Source organism: Chitinophaga barathri, from assembly GCF_003807585.1.
In the GTDB taxonomy this organism is placed as follows: Bacteria; Bacteroidota; Bacteroidia; order Chitinophagales; family Chitinophagaceae; genus Chitinophaga; species Chitinophaga barathri.
Genome location: NZ_RMBX01000016.1, coordinates 78,121 through 94,783, shown reverse-complemented (window position 1 = coordinate 94,783; position 16,663 = coordinate 78,121). Strand labels below are relative to the sequence as shown.

19 protein-coding genes are annotated in these 16,663 nt (G+C 52.3%); 13 read left to right on the top strand and 6 right to left on the bottom strand.

What is annotated here, in order from left to right:
* Nucleotides 1-67 precede the first annotated feature (67 nt).
* The 4 genes from EG028_RS25440 to folK all read right to left on the bottom strand — a co-directional run bounded on the left by EG028_RS25440 (nt 68) and on the right by folK (nt 3,782).
* Nucleotides 68-2,236, bottom strand: coding sequence for a TonB-dependent receptor (locus EG028_RS25440; RefSeq protein WP_206614517.1), 2,169 nt, complete (start codon nt 2,234-2,236; stop codon nt 68-70).
* Nucleotides 2,237-2,306: 70 nt separating this feature from the next.
* Nucleotides 2,307-2,630, bottom strand: a complete 324-nt coding sequence (locus EG028_RS25435; RefSeq protein ID WP_120519171.1) for a DUF6660 family protein — start codon at nt 2,628-2,630, stop codon at nt 2,307-2,309.
* Nucleotides 2,631-2,662: 32 nt separating this feature from the next.
* Nucleotides 2,663-3,286 carry a deoxynucleoside kinase gene (locus EG028_RS25430; protein ID WP_120519170.1) on the bottom strand — a complete coding sequence of 208 codons (624 nt, stop codon included), beginning with the start codon at nt 3,284-3,286 and terminating at the stop codon, nt 2,663-2,665.
* A 1-nt stretch (nt 3,287) separates the two neighbouring features.
* Complete coding sequence (gene folK / locus EG028_RS25425; RefSeq protein ID WP_120519237.1) at nt 3,288-3,782, bottom strand: 2-amino-4-hydroxy-6-hydroxymethyldihydropteridine diphosphokinase; 495 nt, start codon at nt 3,780-3,782, stop codon at nt 3,288-3,290.
* 138 nt (nt 3,783-3,920) lie between these two features.
* On the opposite strand from folK, the gene sppA reads away from it, so the two are divergent.
* The 3 genes from sppA (at nt 3,921) to EG028_RS25410 (ending at nt 7,305) form a co-directional block, all read left to right on the top strand.
* The gene (gene sppA, locus EG028_RS25420) at nt 3,921-5,678 is read left to right on the top strand and encodes a signal peptide peptidase SppA (protein ID WP_120519169.1); all 1,758 of its coding nucleotides are present in this window, start codon (nt 3,921-3,923) and stop codon (nt 5,676-5,678) included.
* A gap of 93 nt (nt 5,679-5,771) precedes the next feature.
* Nucleotides 5,772-6,518: a hypothetical protein gene (locus tag EG028_RS25415; protein WP_120519168.1), complete on the top strand. Its 747-nt coding sequence runs from the start codon at nt 5,772-5,774 to the stop codon at nt 6,516-6,518.
* Nucleotides 6,519-6,546: 28 nt separating this feature from the next.
* Nucleotides 6,547-7,305 carry a hypothetical protein gene (locus tag EG028_RS25410; protein ID WP_120519167.1) on the top strand — a complete coding sequence of 253 codons (759 nt, stop codon included), beginning with the start codon at nt 6,547-6,549 and terminating at the stop codon, nt 7,303-7,305.
* Nucleotides 7,306-7,368: 63 nt separating this feature from the next.
* On the opposite strand, the gene EG028_RS25405 is transcribed toward EG028_RS25410, so the two are convergent.
* Nucleotides 7,369-7,710 carry a hypothetical protein gene (locus EG028_RS25405; RefSeq protein ID WP_120519166.1) on the bottom strand — a complete coding sequence of 114 codons (342 nt, stop codon included), beginning with the start codon at nt 7,708-7,710 and terminating at the stop codon, nt 7,369-7,371.
* Between the two features lie 240 nt (nt 7,711-7,950).
* Between EG028_RS25405 and EG028_RS25400 the strand changes: the two genes are divergently transcribed.
* The 5 genes from EG028_RS25400 (at nt 7,951) to EG028_RS25380 (ending at nt 11,982) form a co-directional block, all read left to right on the top strand.
* Nucleotides 7,951-8,910 (top strand): hypothetical protein, encoded by a 960-nt coding sequence (locus tag EG028_RS25400; protein WP_120519165.1) that lies wholly within the window; start codon nt 7,951-7,953, stop codon nt 8,908-8,910.
* A gap of 172 nt (nt 8,911-9,082) precedes the next feature.
* Nucleotides 9,083-10,183, top strand: coding sequence for an ABC transporter permease (locus tag EG028_RS25395; RefSeq protein ID WP_120519164.1), 1,101 nt, complete (start codon nt 9,083-9,085; stop codon nt 10,181-10,183).
* 64 nt (nt 10,184-10,247) lie between these two features.
* Nucleotides 10,248-10,781 (top strand): SRPBCC family protein, encoded by a 534-nt coding sequence (locus EG028_RS25390; RefSeq protein WP_120519163.1) that lies wholly within the window; start codon nt 10,248-10,250, stop codon nt 10,779-10,781.
* Nucleotides 10,782-10,864: 83 nt separating this feature from the next.
* A complete protein-coding gene (locus EG028_RS25385) occupies nt 10,865-11,413 on the top strand; it encodes an SRPBCC family protein (protein WP_120519162.1) in 549 nt (182 codons plus the stop codon).
* A 74-nt stretch (nt 11,414-11,487) separates the two neighbouring features.
* On the top strand, nt 11,488-11,982 hold the full coding sequence (locus tag EG028_RS25380) for a DUF2911 domain-containing protein (protein WP_120519161.1): 495 nt from the start codon (nt 11,488-11,490) through the stop codon (nt 11,980-11,982).
* Nucleotides 11,983-12,582: 600 nt separating this feature from the next.
* Here the strand turns inward: EG028_RS25380 and bioA are convergent.
* Nucleotides 12,583-13,869, bottom strand: a complete 1,287-nt coding sequence (gene bioA / locus EG028_RS25375; RefSeq protein WP_120519160.1) for an adenosylmethionine--8-amino-7-oxononanoate transaminase — start codon at nt 13,867-13,869, stop codon at nt 12,583-12,585.
* Between the two features lie 148 nt (nt 13,870-14,017).
* Here bioA and EG028_RS25370 point away from each other — a divergent pair, with 148 nt between their 5' ends.
* Genes EG028_RS25370 through EG028_RS25350 form a run of 5 tightly spaced genes read left to right on the top strand, consistent with a single transcriptional unit; the run spans nt 14,018 to nt 16,614 of the window.
* On the top strand, nt 14,018-14,317 hold the full coding sequence (locus EG028_RS25370) for a GNAT family N-acetyltransferase (RefSeq protein ID WP_120519159.1): 300 nt from the start codon (nt 14,018-14,020) through the stop codon (nt 14,315-14,317).
* A gap of 18 nt (nt 14,318-14,335) precedes the next feature.
* Nucleotides 14,336-14,707, top strand: coding sequence for a hypothetical protein (locus EG028_RS25365; RefSeq protein ID WP_120519158.1), 372 nt, complete (start codon nt 14,336-14,338; stop codon nt 14,705-14,707).
* 12 nt (nt 14,708-14,719) lie between these two features.
* Entirely contained in the window at nt 14,720-14,959 is a 240-nt protein-coding gene (locus tag EG028_RS25360; protein ID WP_120519157.1) for a (4Fe-4S)-binding protein, read from the top strand.
* A gap of 51 nt (nt 14,960-15,010) precedes the next feature.
* Nucleotides 15,011-15,883: a pirin family protein gene (locus EG028_RS25355; RefSeq protein WP_120519156.1), complete on the top strand. Its 873-nt coding sequence runs from the start codon at nt 15,011-15,013 to the stop codon at nt 15,881-15,883.
* Nucleotides 15,884-15,912: 29 nt separating this feature from the next.
* Nucleotides 15,913-16,614 (top strand): DNA alkylation repair protein, encoded by a 702-nt coding sequence (locus tag EG028_RS25350; RefSeq protein WP_120519155.1) that lies wholly within the window; start codon nt 15,913-15,915, stop codon nt 16,612-16,614.
* The last annotated feature ends 49 nt before the right edge of the window (nt 16,615-16,663 follow it).

Genomic DNA, 16,663 nt, shown 5'->3' with positions numbered 1-16,663 from the left:
AAATGAATATCGCTGAAAAAGGCGGCACATGTGTGCCGCCTTTTCTTATAAGTCCCTGTGCCGGTATTTATAACTTCAGCTTCAGGCCGCCATTTACCACAAATCCATCCAGCGGCGCGTAGATGTCGCGGAACACGGGGTTGGTGACCGTGCCGGTATAGATCGTGTCAAAACGCGTCTGCCGCGCATCCAGGAAGTTCTCGAAGTTGATGAACAGGGAGAACCGTTCCCATAACTTCTCCGCCATAAAGCCGCATATCCAGTACGGTTTACCCGTGGTACCGTCGCTCAGTTGCTGTTTGCTGTAATAATACGCTTCCAGCCCGATCTTCCATTTTTCCTCGATTTCATACATCAGCACGTTATTCAGCCGGTGGCGGGCCGTCAGCGGGTTTTCCCGTTTAATGCCGTTTTCATCCAGCTGCGCATCGGTGAAAGTATACCCCACAAATAGCTTAAAATCGCCATAACCCAGCTTCAGGTTCGTTTCCCAGCCTTTTGTACTGATGTAACCATCCACGTTTTCAAGCCTGTAAAGATTGCCGGGAGCGGTATTCATCAGCAAGGGGTCGCTGATGCGGGTGTAAAAGAACATCTGGTTGATGCTGAAGCTCACTTTATCGTCAAACAGCCCGGTCTGGTAGTTCACGTCGAAGTTTACGCCGTAAGACCGCTCCAGCTCGTTATCGTCCGGGCTGATGGGCAATACGGATCTATACTGTATACGTTCTGTCTCTTCCGTAAAGATGGTCGGGGTTTTGTATCCCAAACCGCCGCCCAGCCTTGAAGATACTTTGGGCGAAAACTTAAACAGGGCAGACAACCTTGGTAAAACAACAAACCCGTAATCAACGATATAATCCCCGCGAAGCCCTGTTTCAAGCTGCAGCCATTCGTTGGCCTTCCAGGTATTCTGCACAAACGCACCAATGGTATTCTGGTCATAGTCGCGTTTGGGAATGGTATCGGTTTGTTTTTCTTTAAAGTTATCGGTGTAGACATTAAGCCCCGCTATCCATTCCATATTCTCCCGCCGGTGGCTGTAAGCGGCTTCTGTGTAGGACGACAGTTGTTTACCGTCAAAAACATAACCCGGTATGGATATTTTTCGGTTAAAAACATTGACGGAGTTTTTAACGCTCAGGCTGCTGTTTTCATTGAATGCCTGATCGAATGCGAGCTGGGTGGAGAAACGCCTGGTATTGTTTTGCTCAAAATAACTGTGCGTATCGTCTCCCCGGCCTTTGATGTATTCGATATCTCCGCCGGTGCGGTCTTCCGTGATGTAGTTCACCCCGAAGTTCAGTTTGCTTTTTTCCGTGAAATAGAGGAACAGCTTTGGATTGATGACATATCGTTCAAACTTCGGAATTGCGGTGAAACCGGTGTTAGAAGGGTCGTAGGCCCGGTTGCTGTTGCGCGAGGCGAAAACGGTGAGGCCTGCTTTTTTAAAACGCTGGCCGTAGAATCCGCTCAGGTCAAGCCCGCCGGCGGATGTGCCGTTCACCAGGAAACGAAGGTCCCGTTCTCCCGTGGGCGTCCTCGATATGAGGTTTACCAGCCCGGCAATCGCGCCGCCGCCATACAAAGTAGAGGCAGAGCCTTTTATCACCTCCACCTGCTTCAGGTCCAGCGGTGGCGTCTGCAGCAGGCCCAGGCCGCCGGAGAAACCGGCATATAAAGGGAAGCCGTCTTTCAGGATCTGCGTATAACGCCCGTCCAGCCCCTGTATCCTGATGCTGGAATTGGCGGACGTGGCGGACACCTGTTGCGTCTGGATGCCCGTGCTTTCATTGAGCATCATGCGGATATCGCCCGGTTTCATATTGCCTTTTTCTTCCAGTTCTTCCCCGGCTATGAATTCCACACGCGTGGGTATATCGTCTATGCTGCGGTTGCTGCGCGTGGAGGAGATCACGATCTCTTCCATTTCTTCGCCCTCATGCTCCAGTAATACGACAAGCGTATCATTAAAAGGAAACGTCAGCGTGTCCGTTTTTTCCGCGTATCCTACAAACCGGAAAACGACCGCCTGTTTACCGGCGGGGATCCCTGTAATACTCACTATGCCATGTTCATCCGCCACAGCGCCTTTGCCGGTTCCGGCCAATAATGCGGACGCGCCCGCCAGCGGTTCTTTTGTTTCCGCATCTTTGATGATGGCGGTGAGTGTATGCTGCGCCATGCCCGTCTGCGCCATGCAAAGCATGAGCAGGCCGAATAAAATTTTACCCATTCTGTTTTTTGTTGTTACCTGAATAAATACAATATGCCCGCGAAACGCGGGGCATACAAACTAAAATTAATCAGGCTGCCTGGGGAGGTTGCCAGATGGCGGTGGCATATTCTGAGAGGAAATGTTCGGTATAATAAAAACGGAGGCTTTTTTCAGTGGTCAGCCCCGGTGTGACGGCGGGATCAATATCCGGTACTACCACGCCATGGCAGGTATTGCAGGAAAAAAACGGGCTGCAGGGTGCATCCGGTTTGTTGTGATCATGCTCTTCATGGCCGGCTTCGCCTGTCTCGAATGCCATCACTTCATCTTCGCAGCAGAAATCATCTCCACAGCAAGGCACCGCGGACAGTGCCAGGATATACAGTGAAAATAAGATCATCAGCCATTTCATATGGGCAAATATATAAATACCTTCCGATAAAGTTACAGGTAACTGATCCCCGGCGGATAATCCTTCTCCAGGGCGTTCAGCAGCGCCGTGAAATCCTCCGGGCGGTGCAGGAAGTCCATCCGGGTGGTGTCCACCATCAGCGTGCGCATCGGGTGCTGGCGGATGTACTGCATGTACATGTTGTGCACGTTCTGGAGATAACTGTCCTGGATCTGCTGCTCGTAAGGGCGGTTGCGTTTGCGGATGTTCTGCTGCAGTTTCGGAACGGGCGCATTCAGGAAAATGAGCAGGTCCGGCTGTGCCAGCTGGGGATTGATGATGTCGAACAGTTTCTGGTAAAGGCCGAACTCATCTGCTTTCAGGTTCATTTTGGCAAACAGCAGGCTTTTCACAAAAAGGTAGTCGCTCACCGTATATTTTGAAAAAAGATCGCGGGTGGCCAGCATTTCCTTCAGCTGTTTGTACCGTTCCGCCATAAAAAACAATTCCAGCGGGAAAGCATATTGGTCTGGCTCGGCGTAGAACTTGGGGAGGAAAGGGTTGTCCGCGAATTCTTCCAATATCAGCCGCGCCTGCAGGTGTTCTGCCAGTTTGAGCGCCAGGGTGGTCTTCCCGGCGCCGATATTGCCTTCTATGGTAATAAAACGGTATAACATGTCAATGGGTGGCGGCGATGTATTTATGCACGGGCAAGGGGTCCGGGCAAACCTCCAGCAGCTGGTTCACAGTCAGTTGCAGGATAGGATGTTCCCAATCGGGGATCACTTCCTGCAGCGGCGCCAGCACAAAACGGCGGTTCTGCATCTGCGGATGGGGTATTTTCAGGTGCGGGAGGGTGATCACTTCACGGTTAAAGAAGATAATATCGATATCTATCACCCTTGAATCCCATTTCAGCCGCCTGATGCGCCCGATCTCCCTTTCAGCCTCAAGGGTCACTTCCAGCAGCTGTACGGCGCTCAGGGGCGTCTCCAGCACCAGGGCCTGGTTCAGGTAATCCGGTTGCTGCACATCCCCCCAGGGAGCGGTTTCATACATGGCGGACTCAAGCGTTACCTTGCCGGCCCTTTCCCCCAGCAGCCTTACGGCCTCCTGGAGGTATTTCGGGCGGTCCCCCATATTGCCACCTATAAGTAATATTGCTGTATTCATGTATTTTTGACGGATCAAAAGTAGCTATATTCCCTATTTTTGAAAAAATTAATGAAGTTTTCGCAACTTGGGGCACGGCGAAGAAGGTGTTAAACAGCTTTTCTCCTATGAACCAAAGTCTAAACTAATCAAATCCTCATGCGCAGTTTCTTAAAATTTTTCCTGGCGTCCTTTGTAGCCCTGGTTGTTTTTTCCATCCTCGCTTTTTTCTTCATGATCATGTTATTCGCCAGAATGGGTACTTCCAATAAGGTAGTGACCGGGGCTAATGCCGTGGTGGTGGTGGACCTGAGCAACGCACTGCTGGAGCAGCGTATGGAAGACCCGCTCCGTGAACTGCCGTTTTTAGGCCAGGATCAGGACCAGGAGCCCGGTCTTTTCGACGCTGTAAGGCTCATCAGGAATGCCGCCAAAGATGATAACGTAAAAGGCATTTACCTGAAAGCGGACGGCAATGGCAACGGCTATGCCGCCAGCGAAGAGATACGCAGGGCTATCGTTGAATTCAAAAAGAGCAAAAAATTCGTATATGCGTACGCGGAAACGCTTACGCAAAACGCCTATTATCTTGCCTCCTCGGCGGATAAGGTTTACCTGCACCCGAAAGGTTTTATCGACTTCTCCGGCTTTTCCGTGACCACGATGTACCTGAAAGGCACGCTCGAGAAACTGGACATCGAGCCGCAGATCTTCTACAACGGCAAATTCAAAAGCGCCACCGAACCGCTGCGCGAAACAAAAATGACCGATGCGAACCGCATCCAGACCACCGCTTTCCTCGGTGAACTGTATGCCGACTTCCTGCTGCGCATCAGCGAAGCCAGGAAAATAGATACCGCCACCCTGCACCGGTATGCAAACGAAGGCCTGATCATGGAACCTTCCGATGCTGAAAAATACAAACTGGTGGATGCGCTGAAATATAACGACCAGGTGATGGACGACATCAAACGCAGTCTTGGCCTTACCGGTGATGAAAAGGTGAACTTCGTGTCGCTCAACCGTTATTTCTCCGCCAATCCTTTCTACGAATCCAGCGGGAACATCGCGCTGATATATGCGGACGGCAATATCGTAAGCGGCGGCGACGGTGAAAACCAGATATCCAGCGATGATTATGTAAAAACGATCAGGGAAGTGCGGCAGGACAAAAATATCAAAGCCATCGTATTCCGTGTGAACTCACCCGGCGGCAGCGCACTCGCTTCCGAGAGCATTTGGAGAGAGCTGACACTGGCGCGCAAAAGCAAACCTGTCGTAGTGTCCATGGGCAACTACGCGGCCTCCGGCGGTTATTATATCTCCTGCATGGCGGATTCCATTTTTGCAGAGCCTAATACGCTCACCGGTTCCATCGGCGTATTTGCGATCGTGCCCAATATGCAGGGTTTCTTCAACAACAAGCTCGGCATCACTTTCGACGGTGTGAAAACCGGTGAATTTGCGGATGCAGGCAACACGACCCGCCCGCTCACCGATAAAGAAAAAGCACTGTTCCAGCGTTCCGTGGATACGATCTACGCCACTTTCAAACAGCGCGTGGTGGAAGGCCGTAAACTGAGCCAGGGCGTGGTGGACAGTATTTCGCAGGGCCGGGTATGGACGGGTGTGCAGGCGCAGAAGATGGGCCTGGTGGACAGGCTGGGCGGCATCCAGGCAGCGGTGGATTGTGCGGCTAAAATGGCCAACATCCCGAAAGTGGAGATCTCCGCTTATCCCAAACCCAAAAACAAACTGGAATTATACCTCAAAAGCATCGGCGGAAATACCAAAGCCAATATGCTGAAGGAAGAACTGGGCAAGGATTATAAATTCTATGAAACCATCAAAAAGCTGCGCGCCCTCACCACCGGTGAAGTACAGGCGAAGCTGCCTTATGAGATGGTGATCGAATAACGAATTCCACTGCATCATATACAAACGGAAAAGTGAAAGGCCTGTGCTTTTCACTTTTTCATTTTATCTTCGTTCACAAACGTACCGTTACCTATGAAACGATGGATCTTTCCGCTCGGGTTTGTTTTAACCGCCGCCTGCCAGGGCAGCCCCTCCACACAACAATCTGCCGATTCAACCGTCCCCGCCGCTGTTACTTCAGCGGGAGCAGGCGTTGCGCCCGTTGTATTAAAGGAAAGGGATACCGTTACGATCTACGGGAAATTATACGACATCGTGGATATAGAACAGGTGGAGTTTGACGAGGTGCCGGGCTGGGTATGGGAGGCCAATAAAGAAGAAGAAAGTATAAAAAAATACGCGGATAAGGTTTCGAGGAGAGGAGATACACTGTTCCTGAAGCTGGATGATGGCAGCTACAAATCCATGGTATCCAACATGAGCGACAATGATGATAACCGTGAATATGAATTTTGCGGCTATATGCCGGCACTGAAATCGTACCTCGTGTATTGCGGGATGTATGAAGATTTTGACTACCAGCTGGTACAGACTGCCGGCGGCGGCATCACGACGGTGATCGGCGTACCGCAGCTGTCCCCGGATGAGGACGCTTTTATATGCAGCAATATGGATCTTGCCGCCGGTTTTTTCACCAACGGTTTTGAACTGTACAGCGTAACGGGCAATAAATTTGAAGAATTACAATTACGTATGCCCGAAACCTGGGGACCGGTGATCATCAAATGGAAAGACGAAAAAAGTTTCGTGGCCCATTTAAAAGAACTGGACCCGCAAATGCAGGAAATAAACCGTTACGTGAAATTTGTGCCGCGTTGATCACATTTTATATAACCCACTGATACCTATGAAGTACTATTTTCAACTGATTGGATTGGCCATCCTCTTTTCCTGTCAACAGGCCCCCGTTGCAGAACAGCCGTCTGATACCATCATTTCTCCCATGCCCGCCACCGCCGCTACACCGGTGGAACAAGCAGCTCCCGTGGTATTGGATAGCCTTGCCATCGGCGATACAATGTATAACGTCATTACCATCGGGAAAACGGAATTTGATACAGTACCCGAACAGGAATGGCGCGGGGATGAAGAACTAAAAATAAAAACCTTTGCGGGCAGGGCAGAGCGCCTGGGTGATTCTTTAGCGGTGAAACTGGATGATGGGAAGCGGCTTTTTTTTGTGAACCGCCCGCCCTTAAGTGAAGACAACCCGGAAGGGGAACGGATATACGAATTCCTTCACTACCTGCCCGGATTAAAATCCACCATGGTCATTTCCGTAGGAGACGAGATGTTCTCTTACATGCTGATACACACTGGTACCGGCAATGTGCTGGAAACGATAGGCGAGCCGCAGTTCTCGCCGGACATGCAGCGGTTCATCTGCAGCAATGCAGACCTGGACGCACATTTTAACCCAAATGGTTTTGAACTTTTCCGGGTAAAAGGGAACAAAATAATAAAGGTGCAATCGGCCTTGCCTGAAAAGTGGGGGCCGGTGATCATCAAATGGAGAGACGCACGCAGTTTCGTAGCCCATATAAAAGAACTGGACGCGGAAATGCGGGAACATGACCGGTACGTGAAGTTAGTGCCTCGTTATTGATTGCTCCGTTTGACCGCTACCGTTAGCATTACTTTTACCGTAAGTTCAAATCATACAGCTGGCTCAGCCTTCTTCCGAATACACCGGGTCCCTTTCTTCGGGGCTCAGCCTGATCACGTTGTTGTGATTGTCGTCCACTACTTTCTGCGCCTGTATGCGCAGGCGGCGCAGCCCGTCTGCCAGCGCTTCCATGCTTTTTTCGGCGGCTTCGGCGATCTCGTTGTGATGGCGTATCACGCTTGTAAGGCGTTTGATATGCTCATTGATCACATTACAAAGGATCTGCGACGCGGTGAACGGCTCGAATTCCTGGAGACCGCTCAGGATCTGATCGTAACATTCACACATTTTTTCCATGGAACCGGCCGGTTCCGCGGTGGTGGTTTGTTTTTTTAACTCTGCCATAATCAGTCGGGTTTACTGCCGGCTTTGTCCGGGCGATTGGTTGATAGATTTGGTTTAGATATGATGCTTACGCAACTTAATAAATGTTCCTAACCCCTTCAGCCTCAAATTTGTTAATGACCGGTTATTGATTTCCTGAGAAAAGTTTTGAGAACGGGGGTAACAAATCTTTCCATCCGTTTATCCTCTTCCAAACAAACAAAAACTCAAAACTTATTACTCACAAAAAATTGATATCTCATGAAAAAGCAAAGTTTAGCAGCCCTGTTCATCGCCGGTACATTATTATTTGCAGCCTGCAAAAAGAACGATTCACCGGAGCCGGCCAATCCCGTACAGGATACCCGCGACTTACTTGAAAAGCTGGGCCCCCAGACGCAGTCTTTCACCTTCAACGTATCAGAGCTTCCCAAAACGATATCCCTCAAAGGCGGCGTTAAGGTTACCTTTCCCGCCGGTTCCCTGACCAAAGGCGGTGTAGCCGTAACCGGTAATGTCACCGTGGAAGCGGTGGAACTGCTCAAACGCAGCGACATCGTGCTCTTCGGCGCCAATACCAACCACATCTCCGGCGCCCCCCTCCAGTCGGACGGTTCCTTCCTCATCGATGTAAAAGCCAATGGCGAAAAAGTGGACCAGCAGCTCAAAGTGCCCATCAGGGTAGAAGTGCCTGCTAAACGTGACGGCGGTACGCAGCTGTGGGTAGGGGTGGACAGCGTGCAGGGCAATCAGTTCGCATGGCAGCAGCCCCGCCAGCCCAATGGCGGCCAGGTGGATGTTAAAATGGAGAACAACAAATTCACTTTCGACTTCGGCCAGCTGGGCTGGGTGAACTGCGACATCTTCTGGTCATGGGCCAATCCCAAAACCACGGTGAAGGTATCCGTGCCGAACAATCCCGGCAGCATGGCCAGCTTCAGGGCTTTCAGCGGGGAAACGTTCGTATTCTTCATCGCAAAAAATGCCAACGTGGTAGCACAGCTTTACACACCGGACGGCGCGAACCGCGTAAAAAGTTATGACAACATGATGCCGGTAGGCGCGGAGGGACGCCTGATCGCCTTCTCCATCAAAGACGGCAAATATTACTTCATGAAAAAAGACATTACGATCAGCGCGAACATGGATGAAGCCATGACCCTTTCCGAAACCACGGAAAGCGCCATACAGGCAGAGATCTCCGCACTGGACGGTTTCTGATCTCCAAACCTGGTCATAAGAAATACAGGCTTTTAGTTCACTAAGGTTTACCTGGGTTTAAGAAGGGAAGTCCCGGCGCTTTGCCGGGATTTTCCGTTTTCCCCGCGTTTGGGAATGATCTGGAATAATTGGCCGGCGTTTGCTAGTTTTGCGTCCATCTAAAGCAAAACGCATGGCAGAAAAGTATAACCAGGGCCGGGCAATGTGGTCAATTACAAAGGCAAGCATCCGGGCGATGTTCAGAAGCCCTTCGGCGATCGTATTCAGCCTTGGTTTCCCGCTGATGTTCACAATGGTGTTCGGTTTCATCGGTGGTGGCGGTTCTTCCGTAAAAGTAGGGGTGGACCATGCGTCGGACACGCTCAACCCCGTTTACAAGGGGCTGAGGCTCAGCAAAAATATCCGGCTGGTAACGGACCTGTCACAGGAAAATATGGAGGATGACCTGTCCAAAGGCAGGCTCACCGCCATCCTGAAAATAGATACCGGCGGCCACGCGCCCGTGCCGCCTTATACCATACATCTCAAAACGTCCACCGCCAGCTCGCCGGATAACGTTGGCATGCTGATGAACATCATGGGCACGGGTATCAATATCGCGAACGACAGGGCGTATCCCCGCCCGTCCGTAGCGCGCATTGTACCGGAAACGGTGCCCGGGCGTATTTATAAACGCATAGACTTCATCCTGCCCGGGCAGCTCGGTTTTTCGTTGCTGAGCGCGGCGGTGTTCGGCACGGCCTTCCTGTTTTTCAGCCTGCGGCAGACGCTGGTGCTGAAGCGGTTTTTCGCCACGCCGGTGAGCAGGATGTATATCATACTGGGCGAAGCCATCAGCCGCCTGCTGTTCCAGTCTTTCGGCTCCATCATCATCATCGGGGTGGGGTATTTCCTGTTCGGGTTCACCCTGGTACACGGCTTTGCCACTTTCCTGGAAATGCTGCTCCTCTGCCTTTTCGGCCTGATCGTGTTCATGGGTTTCGGTTTTGTGGTGAGCGGGATTGCGAAGACGGAAAGCACGATCCCCCCGCTGGCGAACATCGTGACGCTGCCGCAATTCCTGCTGGCGGGCACTTTTTTCCCGATAGACGTGTTCCCCGGATGGCTGCAGCCTATCTGTAAAGTATTGCCGCTCACTTATTTGAACGATGCTTTGCGGAAGGTGGCTTTTGAAGGCCTGCACCTCTGGAACCTGGGGCCGCAGTTGCTGATCCTGACGGTTTGGGGTATTGTTGTTTATGCCGTGGCGGTGAAAGCTTTCCGCTGGGAATAATTGCTGGTTTTTTGCCGGAAAGGGCGTAACTTTTACGTTCTTCACCATCCTTAAAACACGCGTTATGCAACAAGCCTTGATGATCATCCTGGGGGCTTTGGCTGTGATTGTGTTAGGGTTATTTGTATTTGCAACCTATTTGCCTTCCCGCGTAAGAGTGGAACGATCCTTACTCATCCGCGCCCCCGCAGGCAGGATATTCAGCTTCGTGAACACGCTCCGCAACTGGCCCAAATGGAGCCCGTGGCATGGGGCGGACCCGCAGATGAAGGTGGAATATTCGCCGAAAGATTCCGGCCAGGGCGCTGCTTACTCCTGGAACAGCCGGAACCGGAACATTGGCAAAGGCAGTCTCAGGATCACCGAATCGCGGATGAATGAGTATATTGCCAACGAAATGGACTTCATGCAGCAGGGCCCCGCAAAAGGTTATTTCAGGTTCAGGTCCGCGGGAGCGGGTACACTGGTCACCTGGGGCATGGAAGCGGATATGGGGCACAATCCCATCCGCAAGCTGATGGGCAAACTGATGGACAAATGGGTGGGCAGCGACTTTGAAAAAGGGCTGAGCAACCTGAAAAGACTGAGTGAATTATAAAACCCCGCAACCGGTAATTTTGTTATAGAAAAAGGGCTGGAAAGGCCCTTTTTTATTGGGCCAAGGCCCGCATCGATACAACTATGAGATTTTTAAAAATGTTCCTGGCCGCAGTGGCCGTATTAAGCGTACTGGTATTTTTATTGTCCCTGGCTTTCCCTTCCACCGCCCGTATGGAACGCTCCGGCTCCATAGACGCGCCGCTGGAAAAAGTTTATGCGCAGATCGCCGATCTGCGGACCTGGCCCGACTGGAACCCCTGGAGCCCCGGCTACCGCGGCCGTGAGCATATCAGCCTGCAATATTCCGCCCCCTCCGCCGGCATTGGCGCCTGGTACACCTGGAGCGATACCACCGGCAATACCGCCTCCGGAAGGGTGGAAGTAGTGGCCGCGGACTCCACGAAAGGCATAGAATTTAACATGACCGATCCTTCCATGAAACCCGTAAAAGGGTATATCGAACTGAAACCGACCACAGATGGTAAAGGCACCGCTATTTTGTGGCGAATGGAAGCGAAAGTAGGGCTTACGCCCTGGTGGAAGCTGCGCGGCTTCCTGATGGACCGGATCTATGGCGCATCCATGGAAGATGGGCTGAATAAACTGCGGGATATCTGCGAAGGGCGGTGATTTTATTTGAATGGTATGGTAATTGTGAAACGAACAGCGTAAATTTCCATTTCATTCAAATCAAATCCTATTTTATGAAAAGTATGTTATTCGGCCTTGCCTTCCTGTTCACCGCCACTACCGTGCTGGCGCAGAACCCACCCAAGAGCCCGCGTGTAACAGCCACCGGCGACAACGTTGAAATTGCCTATGGCCAGCCGTCTAAAAATGGCCGTCAGATCTTCCCGGGCCTCGAAGCTTACGGAAAAGTATGGCGTGCAGGTGCCAACAAATCTACCGACATCACTTTCAAGAAAGACGCCAAATTCGGCGGTAAAGCTGTGAAAGCAGGTACCTACGCCCTCTTCATCGTTCCCGGCGAAAAGGACTTCACCTTTATCCTGAACAGCGTAGCCGGTCAGCCTGGTGCTTTCGACTACGAAAAGAACAAGGATAAAAATGTGGTGGAAGTAAAGGCTGCCCGTCAGAAAACGGCTTCCACGGTTGAAAAACTGACCTTCGCCCTGCCTAAAGGCTCCCTGGTGTTCGAATGGGACGATACCAAGGCGACAGTTCCCCTGACATTCTAAGAATACGCAAAAAATCATTCACGGTCCGGCAGCTTTTATGGCAGCCGGGCCGTTTTTTTGTCCCTTTTCCGCATGGTTACGGCCTTGGATTCGCCTTTAGACCGCCTTTAGACCCCTTCTTCACGGCCTCACAACGGCCTTGCAACGGCCTTCCTCCCGATCGCACGGCCTTTAACCCTGCCGGATCCAGGGGCTCCCGGTACTATTTTATCATTTTTTATCCTATAGCGATCCTATAGCGATCTTATACCGATCGTATACACTGGGATTTGGGGAAATATGCCGTCGTTTTTCCGGTTTCTAACCGGCCTCTAACCTACGTCTAACCTAGGTAAAAACCCGGTCTAACCTACGTCTAACCTACGTCTAACCTACGTCTAACCTAGGTCACATTTTTTTCGTACAATCCTGGGTCTTGTCATGAGCATGACAATTGATGCCGGGGTAGCAACAAAATGCCCGCTAACCTTTGTCTAACTCACTGCAACCTTTTGTCGATCCTTACCGGTGAAGTATAGATACTCCTGGAATACGCCTAGGATAGTGTATAGGGAGTGTATGGATACGCCACTTTTGTCATGAGCATGACAATCGGCTCTGTTACCCCCATTGCTCCTGGTACGCCTTCAGCATATCCAGGATGGATTGATACACTTCATCCAGCTGCTCATCGGTAATGCAATAAGGCGGCAGGATATACAGCGTATTGCCCAGCGGCCGCAGCATGATCCTCCTTTCGGTGAAAAAGCGGGAAAGGAAACCCGCCAGGTTGTTCACATACCCGTCCGCTTCCCCGGTTTCTATCTCGAATGCCAGGATGGTGCCCATGGTGCGCACGTTCCGCACATCGTCCTGGTAAGCCAGCTCCACGGCAAATTGCCGGTGCCTGGCATTGATCCGGTCCCGGTTTGCCCTGCTTTCCGGCTGGAGGAACAGCTCCAGGCTGGCCAGGGCCACCGCGCAGGTAAGGGGGTTGGCCGTGAAGGAATGCCCGTGAAAGAGGGTTTTTAGCTTATCCTGGCTCAAAAAGGCATCATAGATCTCCTCTGTGCAGGTGGTGATGCCCATGGCCATGGTGCCGCCCGTAAGGCCTTTGGAAAGGGTGATCATATCCGGGGGCGTTCTCAGCTGGTCCATGGCAAAGTTCGTACCCGTACGGCCAAAACCCGTCATGATCTCGTCCGCGATCAGCAGGATGCCCCTTTCGCGGCAGAAAGCCAGCAGGCGGTCCAGCAGTTCGGGGGCGTACATCAGCATGCCGCCCGCCCCCTGCACCAGCGGCTCGAAAATGAACGCGGCGGTATCCGGCGCCAGGATGGCCATGTCTTCCAGTAAACTGTCTATATTTTCTTCCGCGGGCCTGTCCATAAACGTGACCTCGAAGAGGTAGTCATCGAACGCGCGGGTGAACACGCTGCGGGCGCTCACGCTCATAGCCCCGAAAGTATCCCCGTGATAGGCATCTTTGAAGGCCAGTATCTTTTTGCGGGTGATCCCCTTGTTCTGCCAGTACTGGATCGTCATTTTCAGCGTCACTTCCACGGCGGTGGAGCCATTGTCCGAATAAAACACCCTTGCCTGCTGTCCCGGGAGCACCGGCAGCAGTTTTTCCGCGAGGGTCACGGCCGGTTCGTGCGTGTAGCCCGCGAAGATGGAATGGTGCAGCTTTGCGGCCTGTTCGGCCAGTTTGGCTGTGATATGCGGATGGGCGTGGCCGTGAATGTTCACCCACCAGCTGGAAGTTGCGTCCAGGTAACTGTTGCCCTGCTCGTCAAAAAGCAGGGCGCCTTCGCCCCGTACAAGCGCCACAGGAGCGGGGGCCGTTTGCATTTGCGTATAGGGGTGCCAGATCACCGCCTGGTCACGCTCGCTTAAACTTTTTTGCATCCGGCAAAAGTAATCCATTGTATGTATAACAGAAATGAGGAAATCCAAACATACATGAATATGCTAATGATTCCCGGACGGAACCATTTACGTAACTTTGTATTTTATTGTACGGCACAAGATTTGGTCATACCCCTAAAAGGACATTATGGAAACGAAGCTGTTGGAAGTTATTGATAATGTGAATGCCCGCCAGTTTGAGGCGAAGATAGACGGGCATCTGGCGAAGGTGGAATATATGTTCGGCGGGAATAAGATCTTCCTGACCCATACGGAAGTTCCCTCCGCGCTGGAAGGCAAAGGCATCGCCTCCGCCCTCGTGGAAAGAGTGCTGAATATCCTGGAAGAGCGCCGTCTTAAACTTGTACCTCTCTGCCCTTACGTGGCTACTTACATCCGTAAGCACCCGGAATGGAAAAAGCTCCTGGCGCACGGCATCAATGTTTAACCAATCCATTTTTTATTTATGCCTGTAGAAAACTACGACCAGCTCCATCGCCTGCACCAGGAATGGAAAAAAGACCTGCTATTGAATGAAAAGGAAATCAAGTCGCTCACCGAAGAGCTGACGGAGCTGGCTTCGCAGAAGCTGGACAACGACCAGCTGGCAAAGGTCGAACATTTTCAGAACGCCCTCATCCGCCAGAAGGAAGTGGTGAACGATCTGCTGCAACACGTGATAAAAGGGGACAAAATGATGTCCGAAGAAGGCGGCGACAATGCGCAGCTGCACATGCTGCACAACAAGCTGCAGGATGATATGGATACATTCGACCGGCTTTTTATAGACCTCCGCGAAGAGTTCAAAGGGTTTAAGCGGAGCCTGCTCAACGTTTAAAACTCATCTGATATGGAAGCAAAAGTGGAATATACCAATGGTGAAGTAACCGTGGTATGGCAGCCGCATATCTGCCGCCACACGGGCATTTGCGTCAGGGGCCTGCCCCAGGTGTTCCAGCCGCAGGAGCGGCCCTGGATCAAGGTGGCGAATGCCGCTACCGATGCGATCATCGCCCAGGTGCAAAAATGCCCTTCCGGCGCATTGAGCTTTTATATGAATGCGGACAAGCCGGAGCCCAAACCGGAATAGCGCCATTCCGGGATTCCCCAACTACCAGTACCATACAACCCGGAGTAATCCATGAATAAATACCGAAGCGTAAAGGATGTACTTTACGCAGACCAGAAAGACATGGACGGGATGCCGCTGCGGCAGCCGTTCCCCACCGTACATGCGGACCGCATCGATCCTTTCCTGCTGCTGCATCACATCCGCGCGCAGGTGCGCGACGACATCCCGCTGCGCCACGCCGGTGTAGGCCCGCACCCGCACAGGGGTTTTTCTCCCGTTACATTTATTTTCGAAGGCGGCGTTCACCACCGGGACAGCCGGGGGAACAACAGCGTGGTACACGCGGGCGGCACCCAGTGGATGCATGCCGGCATGGGCATCGTGCACAGCGAAAGACCGCCGGCAGACATTCATGAGACCGGCGGCGTGCAGGAGCTTATCCAGGTCTGGGTGAACTCACCCGCCGCGCATAAAATGGACCAGCCCTCTTATTTCCCGCTGCATGCCGCCGATACGCCCGTTGTAACCAGCGAAGACGGCCTTATTAAAGTACACGTAATAGCTGGTGAACTGAACGGCGTCAAAGGCCCCGTGCCTACCCTCAGCCCGGTGAACACCTTTACGGCGGAATGTAAAAAGGGCGGCAGCATGTACATCCCCATTCCCACGGACCATCATGCTTTTATTTACCTGCTGGACGGGGAGCTGAAAGTGGAAGGCGGCAGCGTGTACACCGGTTTTCATGCCGTGGTGTTCCACGAAGACGGGGAGGGCATCGGCATCATCGCGGAAGAAGACACCCGCCTGTTCATCGCCACGGGCAAACCGCTGAACGAAAAGATCGCGGCCAACGGCCCGTTTGTCATGAATACGGAAACGGAAGTACTACGGGCCATGCGTGATTACCAGATCGGCAAGATGGGTATCCTGATTGAAGATTAATCAGTAATTTTCATATAAATCTCTTTACCATGACCCTGCAGGAAACACTCAAAGCCATTGCCGCCGTGAGCACCGACAGCATTAAGCGCATACTGATGAAACACGACGCCAGAGAGCCGATCTACGGCGCTAAAGTGGCGGACCTGAAGGTGATCCTGAAAAAGATCAAAAACGACCAGCAGCTGGCGCTGCAATTGTACGACAGCGGCGTGTACGACGCGCAGTACCTGGCAGGCCTGATGGCGGACGGATCGAAGATGACCCCGGCGCAGCTGGATAAATGGGCCAGGACCGCCAACTCCCACGGCATCAGTCAAAGTACGGTGGTATGGGTGGCGGCCGAGCACCCCGATGCCTGGAAACTGGGCCTGGAATGGATAGAAGATAAAAACGAAAACGTGGCCAGCAGCGGCTGGAACCTGGTCAGCGGCCTCACTTCCCTGAAACCCGACGCGGAGCTGGACATTCCGCAACTGCGGAAGCTGCTCAAAAGGGTAGAAAAAGATATCCATAAAGCCCCGAACTGGGTGCGCTATACCATGAACAACTTCGTGATCCACCTGGGTACTTACGTGGAAGCCCTGCATGAGGAAGCCGTAGAGGTGGCCCGCAGGATAGGCCTGGTATCCGTGAATGTGGGCGATACGGCCTGTAAAGTGCCTGTTGCGGAAGAATATATCGGCGCCGCGCGCAAACGGGGGCCTAAAAAGAAAAAGACGCTGAAGTGCTGAAATACCAGGTTGCCGGGCGGCAACCTTTTTTTATCCCCACCTTTAAAAA